Annotated in this window: 14 protein-coding genes; 9 read left to right on the plus strand and 5 right to left on the minus strand. The window is 65.6% G+C overall.

All coding sequences use genetic code 11. From position 1 onward, the window contains the following. Window positions 1-103: 103 nt before the first annotated feature. Both B0E47_RS13200 and B0E47_RS13205 read left to right on the plus strand, forming a co-directional pair. Window positions 104-544, plus strand: a complete 441-nt coding sequence (locus B0E47_RS13200; protein ID WP_077514798.1) for an energy transducer TonB — start codon at window positions 104-106, stop codon at window positions 542-544. A 144-nt stretch (window positions 545-688) separates the two neighbouring features. Next, the gene (locus B0E47_RS13205) at window positions 689-1,693 is read left to right on the plus strand and encodes a class I fructose-bisphosphate aldolase (RefSeq protein WP_077514707.1); all 1,005 of its coding nucleotides are present in this window, start codon (window positions 689-691) and stop codon (window positions 1,691-1,693) included. Window positions 1,694-1,807: 114 nt separating this feature from the next. On the opposite strand, the gene B0E47_RS13210 is transcribed toward B0E47_RS13205, so the two are convergent. After that, window positions 1,808-2,410, minus strand: coding sequence for a porin family protein (locus B0E47_RS13210; RefSeq protein WP_077514708.1), 603 nt, complete (start codon window positions 2,408-2,410; stop codon window positions 1,808-1,810). Between the two features lie 208 nt (window positions 2,411-2,618). Further along, window positions 2,619-3,284: a porin family protein gene (locus B0E47_RS13215; RefSeq protein ID WP_077514709.1), complete on the minus strand. Its 666-nt coding sequence runs from the start codon at window positions 3,282-3,284 to the stop codon at window positions 2,619-2,621. Window positions 3,285-3,480: 196 nt separating this feature from the next. Here B0E47_RS13215 and tkt point away from each other — a divergent pair, with 196 nt between their 5' ends. Continuing rightward, on the plus strand, window positions 3,481-5,562 hold the full coding sequence (gene tkt, locus B0E47_RS13220) for a transketolase (RefSeq protein ID WP_256363541.1): 2,082 nt from the start codon (window positions 3,481-3,483) through the stop codon (window positions 5,560-5,562). A 95-nt stretch (window positions 5,563-5,657) separates the two neighbouring features. Here the strand turns inward: tkt and B0E47_RS13225 are convergent, their stop codons facing one another. Beyond that, window positions 5,658-6,296, minus strand: a complete 639-nt coding sequence (locus B0E47_RS13225) for an HAD hydrolase-like protein (RefSeq protein WP_077514711.1) — start codon at window positions 6,294-6,296, stop codon at window positions 5,658-5,660. Then, window positions 6,296-7,477, minus strand: a complete 1,182-nt coding sequence (locus B0E47_RS13230; protein ID WP_077514712.1) for a phosphoglycerate kinase — start codon at window positions 7,475-7,477, stop codon at window positions 6,296-6,298. The genes B0E47_RS13225 and B0E47_RS13230 overlap by 1 nt, the downstream gene beginning before the upstream one ends. Before the next feature lie 186 nt (window positions 7,478-7,663). Between B0E47_RS13230 and maiA the strand changes: the two genes are divergently transcribed. Beyond that, entirely contained in the window at window positions 7,664-8,338 is a 675-nt protein-coding gene (gene maiA, locus B0E47_RS13235; RefSeq protein WP_077514713.1) for a maleylacetoacetate isomerase, read from the plus strand. 88 nt (window positions 8,339-8,426) lie between these two features. Here maiA and B0E47_RS13240 read toward each other — a convergent pair whose 3' ends face one another. Further along, window positions 8,427-9,539 carry a PilT/PilU family type 4a pilus ATPase gene (locus B0E47_RS13240; protein WP_077514714.1) on the minus strand — a complete coding sequence of 371 codons (1,113 nt, stop codon included), beginning with the start codon at window positions 9,537-9,539 and terminating at the stop codon, window positions 8,427-8,429. An 84-nt stretch (window positions 9,540-9,623) separates the two neighbouring features. On the opposite strand from B0E47_RS13240, the gene B0E47_RS13245 reads away from it, so the two are divergent. The 5 genes from B0E47_RS13245 (at window position 9,624) to glmS (ending at window position 14,901) form a co-directional block, all read left to right on the plus strand. Next, on the plus strand, window positions 9,624-10,178 hold the full coding sequence (locus B0E47_RS13245) for a DUF4398 domain-containing protein (protein ID WP_077514715.1): 555 nt from the start codon (window positions 9,624-9,626) through the stop codon (window positions 10,176-10,178). Then, complete coding sequence (locus B0E47_RS13250; protein ID WP_077514716.1) at window positions 10,175-10,837, plus strand: hypothetical protein; 663 nt, start codon at window positions 10,175-10,177, stop codon at window positions 10,835-10,837. The genes B0E47_RS13245 and B0E47_RS13250 overlap by 4 nt, the downstream gene beginning before the upstream one ends. Window positions 10,838-11,193: 356 nt before the next feature. Beyond that, window positions 11,194-11,421 (plus strand): YdcH family protein, encoded by a 228-nt coding sequence (locus B0E47_RS13255; protein WP_077514717.1) that lies wholly within the window; start codon window positions 11,194-11,196, stop codon window positions 11,419-11,421. A 163-nt stretch (window positions 11,422-11,584) separates the two neighbouring features. Further along, window positions 11,585-12,955 carry a pyridoxal-phosphate dependent enzyme gene (locus B0E47_RS13260; protein ID WP_077514718.1) on the plus strand — a complete coding sequence of 457 codons (1,371 nt, stop codon included), beginning with the start codon at window positions 11,585-11,587 and terminating at the stop codon, window positions 12,953-12,955. A gap of 116 nt (window positions 12,956-13,071) precedes the next feature. Continuing rightward, window positions 13,072-14,901, plus strand: coding sequence for a glutamine--fructose-6-phosphate transaminase (isomerizing) (glmS, locus tag B0E47_RS13265; protein WP_077514719.1), 1,830 nt, complete (start codon window positions 13,072-13,074; stop codon window positions 14,899-14,901). Window positions 14,902-14,949 lie beyond the last annotated feature (48 nt).

Below are 14,949 nucleotides of genomic sequence, written 5' to 3' on the forward strand. Positions count from 1 at the left end.
ACGACCGTAAAGGCCGGCGGGCCTGCCTGCCCTGCGAAACGCGGTTCGTTGACAGGCAGGGCGGTTACACTTCGAGTCAGTCGTGTTCTGCAAGGAGATCGCCATGAAGATCATGTTCCGTCCGCTGCGTCAGGGCCTGCTGCTGGCGTTGGCACTGGGTTTTGTCGCGCCCGTGCTGGCCCAGACGACCAGGATCGACCCGCAGAACCTCTACCGCTACTGGATCCTGCTCAATACCAAGGTGCAGATGGATGCGCCCAATACCGGCCTGAACCTGGACAAGCCCGGCTGCGTGGCGGTGACCTATACGGTGGGCTCCGATGGCGTGCCGCTGGATGTGCAGGTCGCCAAGGTGGTGCCCAAGAGCGATCTTGGCCCGATGGCGCGGAGCGCGGTGGCCAATTTCCGCTATGGCCCGTCGCTGAACAACAAGGATCACCAGCCCGTCGCCACCTACTATGTCGTGCCGTTCAACTCGCCGAAGGATCCGGCGGAGCAAAAGCAGCTGATGGCACCTTGCCAGCTGCCAGGCTACGTCAACTGAGCCGCTTCGGAGCGGTTCGAGGCGCTGCCTTGACGCGTGTCGTGGCCAATCTGGCCTATAATCCGCCTTTTGAACCACGCCGCTTCGACCCGAGGCGGCGCCCACCATGTGCGGCCGGGCAACGCCCCCGCGAGCGGAGTCATCATGAGCATTGAAGATCTCGAAAGCGTCGCCCTGGCGATGGTCGCGCCCGGCAAGGGCATCATCGCGATCGACGAGTCGACCAACACCATCAAGAAGCGCTTCGAGGCCGTCGGCATCGAGAACACCGAGGAAAACCGCCGCGCCTACCGCGAGCTGCTGCTGACCACGCCGGGCCTGAACGAGCACATCTCCGGTGCGATCCTGTACGACGAGACGATCCGCCAGTCCACCCGGGACGGCGTGCCGTTCACCCAGGTCATGAAGAAGCTCGGCATCATCCCCGGCATCAAGGTCGACAAGGGCCCGCAGCCGCTGGCCGGCTTCCCCGGCGACGTGGTCACCGAGGGCCTCGACGGCCTGCGCGAGCGCCTGCAGGAATACGCCAAGCTCGGTGCCCAGTTCGCCAAGTGGCGCGCGGTGATCAACATCACCGAAGAGAACCCCAGTTCCACCGCGATCGAGGCGAACTGCCACGTGCTGGCCCGTTACGCCGCGCTGTGTCAGGAAGCCGGCCTGGTGCCGATGGTCGAGCCTGAAGTGATCATGGACGGCGACCACAGCATCGAAGTCAGCTACGAAGTGCACGAAGCGGTGCTGCGCAGCCTGTTCAACGCGCTGTACGAGCAGAACGTGATGCTGGAAGGCACCATCCTGAAGATCAGCATGGTCATTCCGGGCAAGGACTCGGACGAGCAGGTCGATGTCGAGGAAGTGGCCGAAGCCACCGTGCGCGTGCTGAAGTCCACAGTGCCGGCCTCGCTGCCGGGCATCGTGTTCCTCTCCGGCGGGCAGACCGACGAGCAGTCCACCGCGCATCTCAACGCGATGAACCAGATCGGGCCGCATCCATGGCCGCTATCGTTCTCCTACGGCCGCGCCATGCAGCAGGCGGCGTTGCACCTGTGGGCGAAGGACATGAAGGCGAACTACGCCGAAGCGCAGAAGGTGGTGCATGCGCGCGCCAGGGACAACGGCCTGGCCGCGCTGGGGCAGTGGAACGGCTGAGCCTGTGGCGGCACCCGCAGGAGCCCGCTCGCGGGTAATGCTCCTGCCGTACCACAAACAAAGAGGGCGCCCGTGGGCGCCCTCTTTGCGTTCTGCCGGAATCTCAACCGGATATCAGAAACGATACTCGGCGCTGGCCGAGACCATGTCGGTGCTCAGATCGATGTTCTGTTTCTTGGCGTTGAAGTAGTCGTAGTTCAATCCGACGCTGAGGTTCGGGGTGACGTTGTAGCCCACGCCGGCACCACCGTACCAGCTGTTGTCGTCCAGGCCCTTGCGCACCGGATTCACGTCGTTGCTGAGGCCGTGGCCAGTCCAGCTGTACAGGCCCGCGCGACCGCTGAGGTACCAGTTCTGGCTGAGGTTGAGGTGGGCATTGGCGCCAGCGGTCCAGCCATGCAACTGCGACTTGTTGTCCGCCACGACCGGCTGGCTGTTGAAGATGTTCTTGGCGTGGATGTTGCCCAGGTCGTTGTAGCCCACCTCGGCGCCGAGCGAGAAGTTCGGCGCCAGCGACCAGCGGTAACCGCCATTCAGCGCGTAACCGGTGTCATGGCCGTTGTCGTACGGGCCATGGTTGATCGCGGTGCGGCCGACATTGCCGTTGATGAACCAGCCACCGTTGTCGGCTGGCGCACTCTGCGCAAACACGGCGGGAACGGCCAGCAGGCCGGCGGTGGAGAAGGCGAGGGCAAGCAGGGACTTTTTCATTTTCATAGTGATGCTCCGGTTGTCATGGCAGTCGGCCCGAAAGGGGGAGTGGCCGCTGCTGCAGGTGCGCTGCCCAAGTCAGGCGGCGACACTTGTACCCTTAGATTGGGCGCTCGCAGGAAGATTCAATACCGATGAGTTCAGTATTAAGCCAGGGTTAATCCAACGCAAGGCGATGGCGCGGGGGCCTGCTCCGCGCCATCTGTTCCCGGCTTCAGAAGCGATACTCGGCGGTCAGCGACGCGGTATCGGTGGACAGGTCGATGTGATCCTTCTTCGCGTGGAAGTAGTCGTACGACAGGCCCAGGCCGAAATGGTCGCTGAAGTCGTAGCCCACGCCGGCGCCCCCGTAATAGCTGACTCTGTCCAGATCGTGGCGGTTGATGTCCTGGTTGCTGTAGCCGTGGCCCTTCCAGCCATACACGCCGGCGCGGCCGCTGATGTACAGCCCCTGCCACACGTTGATCTTGCCGTTCACGCCGGCCGTCCAGCCGCGCAGGGCATTGCGCTGCGAGGTCAGGTTGACGTCGTTGCTGTTGAAGGCGTTCTTCAGCTTGAAGTTGCCCAGGTCGTTGTAGCCGATATCGACGCCCAGCCCCATATCCTGCCCCACTTTCCAGCGGTAGCCGCCGTCAATCGCATAGGTGGTCGGATGGTCGTTGTACGGACCCTTGTTCACATGCGCCTGGCCGACACTGCCGTCGATGAACCAGTTGCCGCTGCCGACCGGCTGGTTCGGCTGATAGTTGCCGCCGCTGGGCCGGGTGCTGCTGGCTGTGCTGTCCGGTGTTGCGGATGCCGGAGCTGCGTCCTGCGCCAAGGCGGGCAGGGCCAGCAGGCTGGTGGAGGCGAGTGCAAAGGCAAGCAAGGTCTTTTTCATGGGGATTCTCTCCTTCTTGTAGACAACGAACCGTCGGGCACTTGGGGACGTGCACAGACGGCGGCGCGCGGAAGCCACGCGCCGGCCATTGAACGAATTCCAGCCTGAAGCTCGGCGGTATCCACGCCGGAGAAATTAAGGGTGAGTTAATTGGCCGCGCACTATTCGCGCGCATCGAAAGAGGAATGCCGATGAAATGCTCGGGGCGACAGCACCCCGTCGGATCGGCGACAATCGGCGTTTTGCCCAGCCTCTCGGAGATCTGTCGATGACCACCCGCCGCGAACTCGCCAATGCCGTGCGAGCCCTTGCCATGGACGCCGTGGAAGCGGCCAAGTCAGGTCATCCAGGCATGCCGATGGGCATGGCCGACATCGCCGAGGTGCTGTGGAACGACTTCCTGCACTTCAATCCTGCCAATCCGAAGTGGTTCAACCGTGACCGCTTCGTGCTCTCCAACGGTCACGGCTCGATGCTGCAGTACGCGCTGCTGCACCTGACCGGCTTCGACCTGCCGATGGATCAGCTCAAGCGCTTCCGTCAGCTGCATTCGAAGACCGCCGGCCATCCGGAGGCCAGCGAAACGCCGGGAGTGGAAACCACCACCGGCCCGCTCGGCCAGGGTCTCGCCAATGCGGTCGGCTTCGCGCTGGCCGAGAAAGTGCTGGCGGCGCACTTCAATCGTGACGGTCACGACGTGGTCGATCATCACACCTACGTCTTCCTTGGCGACGGCTGCCTGATGGAAGGCATTTCGCACGAAGTCGCCTCGCTGGCCGGCACCTGGCAGCTGGGCAAGCTGGTGGCGATCTACGACGACAACGGCATCTCGATCGACGGCGAAGTGCACGGCTGGTTCACCGACGACACGCCCGCGCGCTTCGAGGCGTATGGCTGGAACGTGATCCGCGGCGTGGACGGCCATGACGCCGAGGCGGTGACGAAGGCGATTGCCGCCGCCACCGCGCAGGGCGACAAGCCCACGCTGATCTGCGCGAAAACCATTATCGGCTTCGGCGCGCCGAACAAGCAGGGCAAGGAAGAGAGCCACGGCGCCGCGCTGGGCAAGGACGAGATTGTCGCTGCTCGTGCGCAACTCGGCTGGAACTACGCGCCGTTCGAGATCCCGGCCGAGATCTACGCTGGTTGGAATCACAAGAAGGCGGGTGCCGAACACGAGCAGGTCTGGAACGACGCGTTCGCGAAATACGCTGCGGCGCATCCGGAACTGGCCAGCGAATTCAAGCGCCGCCTCGCGGGCGAATTGCCAGCCGATTGGGCCGCGAAGTCGCAGGCGTATATCGCCAAGCTGCAGGCGGAAGGTCCGGAAGTCGCTACGCGCAAGGCCTCGCAGATGACGCTGGATGCTTTCGGTCCGTTGCTGCCGGAGCTGATCGGCGGTTCGGCCGATCTGGCCGGCTCTAATCTCACCAAGTGGAAGGGCAGCCTCGATGCCGCCACCGGCAACAGCGCGGACGGCAAGGGCAACTACGTCTATTACGGTGTGCGCGAGTTCGGCATGACCGCGATCGCCAACGGCGTGGCCCTGCACGGCGGCTTCATCCCGTACGACGCGACCTTCCTGGTGTTCTCCGACTACGCACGCAACGCGGTGCGCATGAGCGCGCTGATTCCGGCGCACGCGATCCACGTCTACACGCACGATTCGATCGGCCTGGGCGAGGACGGCCCGACCCATCAGCCGGTCGAACACATGGCCAGTCTGCGCTACATCCCGAACAATCAGCTATGGCGCCCGTGCGACGCGGTGGAATCGGCCGCGTCGTGGAAGGCGGCGATCGAGCGCAGGGGCGCACCGTCGTGCCTGATCTTCTCGCGGCAGAATCTCAAGCATCAGCAGCGCAGCGAGCAGCAGGTCGCCGACATCTTGCGCGGCGGCTATGTGTTGTCCGACCCGCTGGACACGAAGTTCCAGGCGATCCTGATCGCCACCGGCTCCGAAGTGGAGCTGGCGATGGAGGCTGCACGTGCGTTGGCGCAGCAAGGCGTCGCCGCCCGCGTGGTATCGATGCCGTGCACCGAGGTGTTCGACGCGCAGCCGCTGGAATACCGCGAAGGCGTGCTGCCCGGTTGGTGCCGCGCCCGCGTGGCGGTGGAAGCAGCAACGGCGGACTTCTGGTGCAAGTACGTGGGCCTGGACGGCGAGGTGGTCGGCATGACCACGTTCGGTGCCTCGGCGCCGGCGCCGCAGCTGTTCGAGCACTTCGGCTTCACCGTAGCGCACGTAGTCGATGCGGTGAAACGCGTCGTCCGTTGAACCTCCCGTAGGAGCCCGCTGGCGGGCGATGCTTTTCCGCAAGTCGCCAAGAGCATCGCCCGCCAGCGGGCTCCTACGGGGAATGGCCGACTGGCTCAGGTGAGCAGCAGTGTGGCCAGCTCGTCCGGCGTCGCCGCGATGGCATGGGCGCTGGCCTGCTCCAGCTCCGCACGACTGCCGAAACCCCACAGCACGCCAATGCCGCGCACATGGTTGGCCACCGCGCCATCGATGTCGAAGTGGCGGTCGCCGATCATCACCGCATCGGCCGGTGCGCAATCGAAATCCACCAGCGCCTCGGCGATCATCGAGGCTTTCTCGCTGTGCGCGCTGTCCGGGTGCGGGCCGTACAGGCGCGGGAACGCCGCGCCGAACGGCAGGTGGGCGATGATCGGCGCGGCGTGCCGGTGCGGCTTGCTGGTGACCACGGCGAGTTGATGACCGGCAGCGAGCAGTTGCCCGATCAATGTCTCGATACCCGGATAGACCTCGTGTTCCTGCCAGCCCAGCGTGTTGAAGCGCTCGTGGTAGTACTTGACGGCGGCTTCGATCCGCTCGGCATCGTTGTCCAGCAGCGGGGCGAAGCTGTGCCGCAGTGGCGGGCCGATCCAGCGGCGCAACTCCTCGTGCGGCGGCGCCGGTACGTCAAGCCGTGCCAGCGCGTGTTTCACGCAGGCGGTGATGCCGTGTTCGGAATCGATCAGGGTGCCGTCGAGGTCGAACAGGCAAAGCATTACTTCGCGGCTCGCGCCTTCAGCGCGGTTACCGCCGGCAGTTCCTTGCCTTCGAGGAATTCCAGGAAGGCGCCGCCGCCGGTGGAGATGTAGGAGACCTGGTTGGCGATGCCGTACTTGTCGACCGCGGCCAGCGTGTCGCCGCCGCCGGCGATCGAGAATGCATTCGACGCGGCGATCGCGCGCGCAAGCGTCTCGGTGCCCTTGCCGAACGCATCGAACTCGAACACGCCGACCGGACCGTTCCACACCACGGTGCCGGCCTTGGCGATCATGGTGGCGTAGTTCTGCGCAGTCGCCGGCCCGATGTCGAGGATCATTTCGTCGTCGCCGACCTGGTCAACCGCCTTCACGGTGGCCGGCGCCTGCGCCGAGAACGACGGCGCCACCACCACGTCGACCGGCATCGGCAGGGCGACGCCGCGACGCCTGGCGTCCGCGATCACGCGGCGGGCGACGTCGAGCAGGTCGGCCTCGACCAGCGAGTTGCCGACCGAATGCCCCATCGCGGCGATGAAGGTATTGGCGATGCCGCCGCCCAGGATCAGCTGGTCGACGCGGCCGAGCAGGTTGTCCAGCAGCGAGAGCTTGGTCGACACCTTGGAACCGGCGACGATGGCCAGCAACGGGTGCGCCGGATGCTCCAGCGCCTTGCCCAGCGCATCCAGTTCGGCGCAGAGCAGCGGGCCGGCGGCGGCGATCGGAGCGTATTTGATCACGCCATGGGTGGACGCCTGCGCGCGATGCGCGGTGCCGAACGCGTCCATCACGAAGATGTCGCACAGCGCCGCATACTTCTTCGCCAGCGCCTCGTCGTCCTTGCCCTCGCCGACATTCATGCGGCAGTTTTCCAGCAGCACCACTTCGCCGGGCGCGACCTCGACGCCATCGAGGTAATCGGCGACCAGCCGCACCGGCGCGCCCAGCCGGGCGGCAAGCCATGCGGCGACCGGCGCCAACGAGGACCCCGCGTCGAACTGGCCTTCCTTCGGTCGCCCCAGGTGCGACATCACCAGCACCCGTGCGCCGGCATCGCGCGCTGCGGCGATCGTGGGCAGAGCGGCATCGAGACGCTGGGCGGAGGTGATCTGGCCGCGGTCGTCGAACGGCACGTTCAGATCCTCGCGGATCAGTACGCGCTTGCCGCGCAGATCAAGCTCACTCATGCGGATGACGGACACGGCGGAACTCCGGTGAAAGGTGGACAAACAGGCCCGCGACAGGCCGCAACCGTCTATTGTCCGGTGGGCGCGTTGCCGATGCAAACACCGGCGGCCGGCGGAATGTCGCAGGCCGCGCGGCCAGGAGCGATGCGCAGCCTGCGCCACTGTGGCTACACTGCGTGTGTCCATGCAGGGGGAAGGCTTATGGCAACCGGGTTGGTGCTCTACAGCTACTGGCGTTCAAGCGCGGCGTATCGCGTGCGCATCGCGCTGAATCTGAAGGGCCTGAGTTACGAGATACGCCCGGTCCATCTGGTGCGCAACGGGGGCGAGCAGCATGCAGCGGAATACAGCGCGCTGAATCCCCTGGAAGCCGTGCCATGCCTGCTCGATGGCGATCGGGTGATCACCCAGTCGCTGGCGATCATGGAATACCTGGACGAGATGCACCCGGAGCTGGAGACGGCTTTGCTGCCGGTCGATGCGCGCGGACGCGCGCAGGTGCGTGCCCTGGCGATGGCGGTGACCTGCGATATCCACCCGCTGGGCAACCTGCGCGTGATGCAGCAACTCGAAGCGGAGTTCGGCGCCAGCGAGGAGCAGCGTGCGGCGTGGTCGCGACACTGGATCGGCGTGGGCTTCAAGGCGATCGAGGCGATGCTGGTCGACAGCGCGGCCACCGGCCGCTACTGCCATGGTGAGACGCCGAGCATGGCCGACGCATGCCTGATACCGCAGGTCTACAACGCCCTGCGCTGGAAGCTGCCGATGGACGACTACCCGACCATCGCGCGCCTTTATCGCGCCTGCAATGAGCTGGAGGCGTTCCAGATAGCTGCGCCGGAAGCGCAGCCGGATGCGCCGCAAAGCGAGAAGTGAGTAAAGAGGAGTGAGAAGCGAGAGAGAGCAGGGTGAGGCGGGTTGTGCCTTCTCTCACTCCTCACTCCTCTCCTTTCACTCCTCGCTCTCAGAACCCCATCCCGTACGGGTCGTTGCCGGCCAGTGCCTCGTTGCTGTTGCCGCCTTCGGCCAGCCGGATCTTCAGCGCCAGGCCGTCGCGCGAGTCGGACTTGTTGAGCACTTCTTCCAGGTCCACCCGGCCTTCCTTGTACAGCTTGTAAAGCGACTGGTCGAAGGTTTGCATGCCTTCCTGCAGGCTGCGATCCATCGCCTCCTTGATCTCGTGGGTCTGGCCGCGGCGGATCATGTCGCGGATCAGCGGCGTGTTCAGCAGCACTTCGGCGGCGGGAATGCGCCGGCCGTCCTTGCCGATGACCAGGCGCTGGCTGATCACCGCGCGCAGGTTCAGCGCCAGGTTCATCAGCACGTTCTTGTGCGCCGATTCGGGGAAGAAGTTGAGGATGCGTTCCAGCGTCTGGTCGGCATTGTTCGAGTGCAGGGTCGCCAGGCACAGGTGACCGGTCTCGGAGAACGCGATCGCCGCCTCCATCGTGTCGGTATCGCGGATCTCGCCGATCATGATCACGTCCGGCGCCTCGCGCATCGCATTCTTCAACGCCTCGTGGTAGCTGTGGGTATCCAGCCCCACCTCGCGCTGATTGACGATCGACTTCTTGTGCCGGTGCAGGTATTCGATCGGATCCTCGATGGTGAGGATGTGGCCGGGCGAGTGGGTATTGCGCTGGTCGATCATTGCCGCCAGCGTGGTCGATTTGCCCGAACCGGTGGCGCCGACCACCAGGATCAGCCCGCGCGGCTCCATGATCAGCTCGCGGAAGATGCTGGGCAGCTGCAGTTGATCAATGCTGGGGATCTCGCTCTTGATCGCGCGGATCACCATGCCCACTTCGCCGCGCTGCTTGAACACGTTGATGCGGAAACGGCCGGCTTCCTTCACCGCCAGCGCCATGTTCAGCTCGAGATTGCGTTCGAACTGGGGTACCTGGCCCTCGTCCATCAGCGAATAGGCGATCTTCTTGACCATGCCGCTGGGCAGGCCGGTGTTGCCCAGCGGGTACAGCTTGCCCTCGACCTTGATGTTTACCGGGGCGCCGGTGGACAGGAACATGTCCGACGCGCCCTTGTCTACCATAAGCTTGAGGAAGTAGCCGATGTCCACGTTTTACCCCTGGGTTCCCGATATGCATTGCAATGACGGATTATGCCTGTCCACAATACGCTGCGACACACCATGAGGACTGTGATGTACTTCTTTTCCCCACTGGCCGGATTCCCGGGCCGTTTCCGCGCGGCGACAGCTGCGCTGGCATTGACTCTGGCGCTCACCGGCTGCGCCACCGTGCCGCCGCCCAACGACGCGATGAACCTGGCGCAAAACCAGCTGCAGGCGGCACGCGATGCGGGCGCGGCGGATTATGCGCCGGTCGACCTGGGATTCGCGCAGGACAAGTTCCAGCAGGCGCAGGCGTCGATGGCGGATCGCAAGTTTGCCGACGCGGCCAGCCTGGCCGAGGAATCCAGTGCCGATGCCGAGCTGGCCAGTGCCAAGGCCAAGCTGGGTGCCGCCCGCGCCCAGATGCAGAGCAAGTTGCAGGAGAACACCCGCTTGCGCCAGGAAGGTGAACAACTGGCGGCCCGCCAGCAGCAGATGGAGCAGGCGGCACCGGCGCCGGCACCCGAGTCATCGACGGCGGCACCGGTGCAGGACATGCCGGCGCCCTCGGCGTCGGTCCTGTCCGCGCCCGACGACAATCCGCAGCCCGCCTCGAGTACCAGTACCCAGGGAGGCCAGCCATGAAGCGCCTTGGCAACATGCTTGCGGCCGCCGCACTGGCGTTGGCCATGATCGGCGCCGCACACGCGCGGCAGGACGACATCGACATCAACCGCCTCAACGGCAGCCTGGACCAGCTGTCCAACGACCCTACCCTGGGCCATTACGCCCTGTCGGAGCAGGCGCGCGCGCGCGATGCGATCACCCGGCTGACCCAGGCCGGCCGGCGCGAGCGGCCGCACGCCCTGTATCTGGCGGAACGCCGCGTGGACCTGGCCAAGACCGCGGCGCAGTTGCAGGACGCCCAGATAAAGCTCAACCAGCTTGATCGAGAACACGACCAGATCCAGCTCGCCAACAGCCAGCGCGAGGCCGAGATGGCGCGGCTGGAACTGGCGCGCCAGCGATTGCAGAACCAGCTGGCGCAGGAAGAAGCGGCGCGCCTGCAACAGCAGGGGCTGGAATATTCGCAGGCCGCCGATCAGGCCCGTGCCGAGGCGGAGCGGGCCAACAAGCTGGCCGCGGCGCAGAGCAAGGTGGCGCGGGCGGCCCGCCGCGAGGCAGCGCTGGCCGCGCAGGCGGCCAAGGCCATGCGTGCGCAGATGGAGGACGGCAGCGCCGCTCCCGCATCGGCCCCGGTCGAGAAGAAAAAGCCCGTCAAAAAACATCACGACCAGCACTGAAGCCGGACCCGGGCGGCGGTTTGGCGAGGCTGCCGACCGCACCCGGATACGACTTTGCGGCGATCCGGTCGAACGCATGCAAAATACTGTTTTGACAGGTATTTAATGCGCACGTCGCGGTGCCGTCGGGCGCCCGGCGACAGGCTTGCACCGGCTTGGTCGGCGGAGTAGGGTCGAAGCACCGGGAGGCACCTACGCCATCCGGGTCAGTGACCTGAATCATGCGCCCATCCCACGTTCACATCCCCACCTGCGATCCGGTTGACCGGCGCGGGTCGTGGGTGTGTGCATGCATTCAACCGTCGGCGGATCGTCGCCTTGGTGGCGCCGCCCGTTCACTCGCAGGAGGTCGGATCATGTTTGAAAACCAGCAGCGTGATGATGTCGAGGCATTGATGAAGGCGGACACCGAATTCCGCCGGCTTTACCAGCACCACCGGGAGCTCGACAGCAAGGTGCACGACGCCGATATCGGCGTATTGCCGATCGACGATGTCACCCTTTCCAGCATGAAGAAGGAAAAATTGCTGGCCAAGGCGCGCCTCGAGCGCATGTGGGCCGATCGGGCGCATCACATCCACTGAACCTTTCTGATTCGCTAGCGCGGCCTCGGGGCCTTCCCTCGTCATCGGGATGGCTGCCGGGGCTGCTGCGTTTCCGGTGCCTGCCCGGACAGCTCGGTTATCATGGGGATTCTGCGGGACTGCGGCACCGCGCCGAAGCCGCCACTCATGCCACGGAGCCCTCATGACGGTTCACCAGAGCGTCCTCGAGCTGATCGGACACACCCCGATGGTGCGCGCGCAGCGCCTCGATACCGGGTCGTGCGAGCTGTTCCTCAAGCTCGAGAGCGCCAACCCCGGCGGCTCGATCAAGGACCGCATCGGCCTGTCGATGATCGAGGGCGCCGAGAAGGATGGCCGCATCCGCCCGGGCGACATCCTGGTCGAAGGCACCGCCGGCAACACCGGCCTGGGCCTGGCCCTGGTCGCGCAGCAGAAAGGCTACCGCCTGATCCTGGTGGTGCCGGACAAGATGAGCCGCGAGAAGATCTTCAACCTCAAGGCGATGGGCGCCGAGGTGGTGCTGACCCGCTCCGACGTGGCCAAGGGTCATCCCGAGTATTACCAGGACATGGCCGAGCGGATCGCCCGCGAAACACCTGGTGCGTACTTCATCAACCAGTTCGGCAACCCGGACAACCCGGCCGCGCACATCGCCACCACCGGCCCGGAGATCCTCGAACAGATGGACGGCAAGGTCGATGCCGTGGTGGTCGGTTGCGGTTCGTCCGGCACGCTGAGCGGCCTGTCGAAGTTCTTCGCCGAGCACTCGCCGCAGACCGAACTGGTGCTGGCCGATCCGGTCGGCTCGATCCTGGCGCAGTACATCAACGAGGGCACGCTCTCGACCAAGTCCGCCAGCTGGATGGTCGAAGGCATCGGCGAGGATTTCCTGCCTTCGATCAGCGACTTCACCCGGGTCAAGAAGGCCTATGCGATCTCCGACAAGGAGAGCTTCCTCACTGCGCGCGAGCTGCTGGCGAAGGAGGGCGTGCTGGGCGGTTCGTCCACCGGCACCCTGGTCGCCGCGGCGCTGCGGTATTGCCACGAACAGACCGCGTCGAAGCGCGTGGTGACCCTGGTCTGCGACACCGGCAACAAGTACCTGTCCAAGCTGTACAACGACTACTGGATGCTCGACAACGGCTTCATCGAGCGCGAGCAGCACGGCGACCTGCGCGACCTGCTGCTGCGCCCGTTCTCCCAGCGCGACACCGTGGTGGTCGGTCCGAACGAGTTGCTGATCACCGCCTACAACCGCATGAAGCTGTACGACGTGTCGCAGTTGCCGGTGATGGATGGTCGCAAGCTGGTCGGCATCGTCGACGAATCCGACGTGCTGCTGCACGTGCATGCCGACGAGTCGCGCTTCCGCGACCCGGTGTCCACCGCCATGATCGCCGACCTGCACCGGCTCGACGTGCGCTCGCCAATCGAATCGCTGCTGCCGGTGTTCGAGCGCGGCCACGTGGCGATCGTGGTCGACGGCGACGACTTTCTCGGCCTGATCACCCGCATCGACCTGTTGAACTGGCTGCGCCGCAAGGTGAATTGAACGATCGTTCGCGGTAGCGGGGCTGCCGCGAAAGCCTGCCGCAAGGCGTCCATCGGAACATGTTCGCCCGTGCCCGGGCGGACCCGCGCCCCACATCCAACCAGGGAAGTTCAGTCATGTGTGGAATTGTCGCCGCTGTCGCCCAACGCGATGTCGCGCCGCTGCTGATCGTCGGCCTGAAGGCGCTCGAGTATCGCGGCTATGACTCCTCCGGTCTTGCGGTGCTGGATCGCCGCGCGATCCGGCGCGTGCGCGCCAAGGGCAAGGTGCGCGAGATGGAGGCGCTGTATCTGGCCGATCCGTTCCCCGGCGGCACCGGCATCGCGCACACGCGCTGGGCCACCCATGGCGTGCCGAGCGAGGCGAACGCGCATCCGCACGTCGCCGGCCGGGTCTCGATCGTGCACAACGGCATCATCGAAAACTACGCCGGCCTGCGCGCCGAACTGCAGGCGCAGGGGCACGAGTTCAGCTCTGAGACCGACACCGAGGTGATGGCGGCACTCATCGACCGACGCTACGTGCCCGGGGTGAGCCTGCGCGAGGCGGTGCTGGCTACCGTGCGCGAGCTGGAGGGGGCCTATGCGATCGCGGTGATCAGCGCCGACGAACCCGATCGCGTGATCGGCGCGCGCCGCGGTGCACCGCTGCTGGTCGGCATCGGCATCGGCGAGAACTTCCTCGGTTCCGACGCGCAGGCGCTGATCCAGGTCACCAACAAGATGCTCTATCTCGACGAGGACGACGTGGTCGAGATCACCCGCGACAGCGTGCAGGTGTTCGGTCTCGACGGCAAGCCGGTCGAGCGCGCCGTGCACGAAAGCGAGTTGTCCACCGACGCGGTCGAACGCGGCGAATACCGCCACTACATGCAGAAGGAAATCTTCGAGCAGCCGCGCGCGGTGGCCGACACGCTGGAAGCGCGCATCGGCGCGCGCGGCGTGCTGCCGAACATCTTCGGCATCGACAGCGAGGCGCTGCTCAAGGCCACCCGCGGCGTGCACATCATCGCCTGCGGCACCAGCTACCACGCCGGCCTGGTGGCCAAGTACTGGATCGAGGAATTCGCGCGATTGCCGGTGAGCGTCGAGGTGGCCAGCGAATACCGCTATCGCGAGACGGTGGTGCCGCCGGACACGCTGTTCCTGGCGATCTCGCAGTCCGGCGAAACCGCCGACACGCTGGCGGCGCTGCGCGAATCGCGCCGCCGCGGCTACCTCGGCACGCTGGTGATCTGCAACTCGCCCGAATCCTCGCTGGTGCGCGAATCGGATCTCAAGCTGATGACCCGCGCCGGCCCCGAGATCGGCGTGGCCTCGACCAAGGCATTCACCACCCAGTTGGCAGGCCTCGCGCTGCTGGCGCTGGAACTGGCGCACCGCAACGGGCTGAAGCCGGAGCGCTATGCGGCGCTTTGCGCCGAACTGCAGTGCCTGCCGCGGGCGATCGAGAATGCCTTGAAGCTGGAGCCGGCGATCATCGAGCTGGCCGGCGATTTCATCCATCGCCAGCACGCCCTGTTCCTGGGCCGTGGCGCGCACTATCCGGTGGCGTTGGAGGGCTCGCTCAAGCTCAAGGAAATCTCCTACATCCACGCCGAGGCGTATCCGGCCGGCGAGCTCAAGCACGGTCCGCTAGCCCTGGTCGACGAGGACATGCCGGTGGTGGCGGTCGCGCCGAACGGCCCGCTGCTGGACAAGCTGAAATCCAACCTGCAGGAAGTGCGCGCCCGCGGCGGCCGCCTGATCGTGTTCGCCGACGGCGCCGCCGGCCTGGACGACATGGGCGAGCAGGGCGTCACCTTGCGCGTCGAATCCGGCGGCAACTTCATCGCCCCGGCGGTGTTCACCGTGCCCTTGCAGCTGCTCGCCTACCACGTCGCGGTGCTGCGCGGCACCGACGTCGACCAGCCGCGCAACCTGGCCAAGTCGGTGACGGTGGAATAGGGCCGGGCAAGCGAAGTCTGCCATCGGCAGACGTGTTCGCCAACGAAA

The sequence above is a fragment of the Rhodanobacter sp. B05 genome, assembly GCF_002001085.1.
Taxonomy (GTDB): Bacteria; Pseudomonadota; Gammaproteobacteria; order Xanthomonadales; family Rhodanobacteraceae; genus Rhodanobacter.

Coding starts and splice junctions, on each gene's coding strand:
- maiA (WP_077514713.1), top strand. CDS start 7,664: ATGGCAACCGGGTTGGTGCTCTACAGCTACTGGCGTTCAAGCGCGGCG.
- B0E47_RS13250 (WP_077514716.1), top strand. CDS start 10,175: ATGAAGCGCCTTGGCAACATGCTTGCGGCCGCCGCACTGGCGTTGGCC.
- B0E47_RS13200 (WP_077514798.1), top strand. CDS start 104: ATGAAGATCATGTTCCGTCCGCTGCGTCAGGGCCTGCTGCTGGCGTTG.
- tkt (WP_256363541.1), top strand. CDS start 3,481: ATGCTCGGGGCGACAGCACCCCGTCGGATCGGCGACAATCGGCGTTTT.
- B0E47_RS13255 (WP_077514717.1), top strand. CDS start 11,194: ATGTTTGAAAACCAGCAGCGTGATGATGTCGAGGCATTGATGAAGGCG.
- glmS (WP_077514719.1), top strand. CDS start 13,072: ATGTGTGGAATTGTCGCCGCTGTCGCCCAACGCGATGTCGCGCCGCTG.
- B0E47_RS13205 (WP_077514707.1), top strand. CDS start 689: ATGAGCATTGAAGATCTCGAAAGCGTCGCCCTGGCGATGGTCGCGCCC.
- B0E47_RS13225 (WP_077514711.1), bottom strand. CDS start 6,296: ATGCTTTGCCTGTTCGACCTCGACGGCACCCTGATCGATTCCGAACAC.
- B0E47_RS13260 (WP_077514718.1), top strand. CDS start 11,585: ATGACGGTTCACCAGAGCGTCCTCGAGCTGATCGGACACACCCCGATG.
- B0E47_RS13245 (WP_077514715.1), top strand. CDS start 9,624: ATGTACTTCTTTTCCCCACTGGCCGGATTCCCGGGCCGTTTCCGCGCG.
- B0E47_RS13210 (WP_077514708.1), bottom strand. CDS start 2,410: ATGAAAATGAAAAAGTCCCTGCTTGCCCTCGCCTTCTCCACCGCCGGC.
- B0E47_RS13215 (WP_077514709.1), bottom strand. CDS start 3,284: ATGAAAAAGACCTTGCTTGCCTTTGCACTCGCCTCCACCAGCCTGCTG.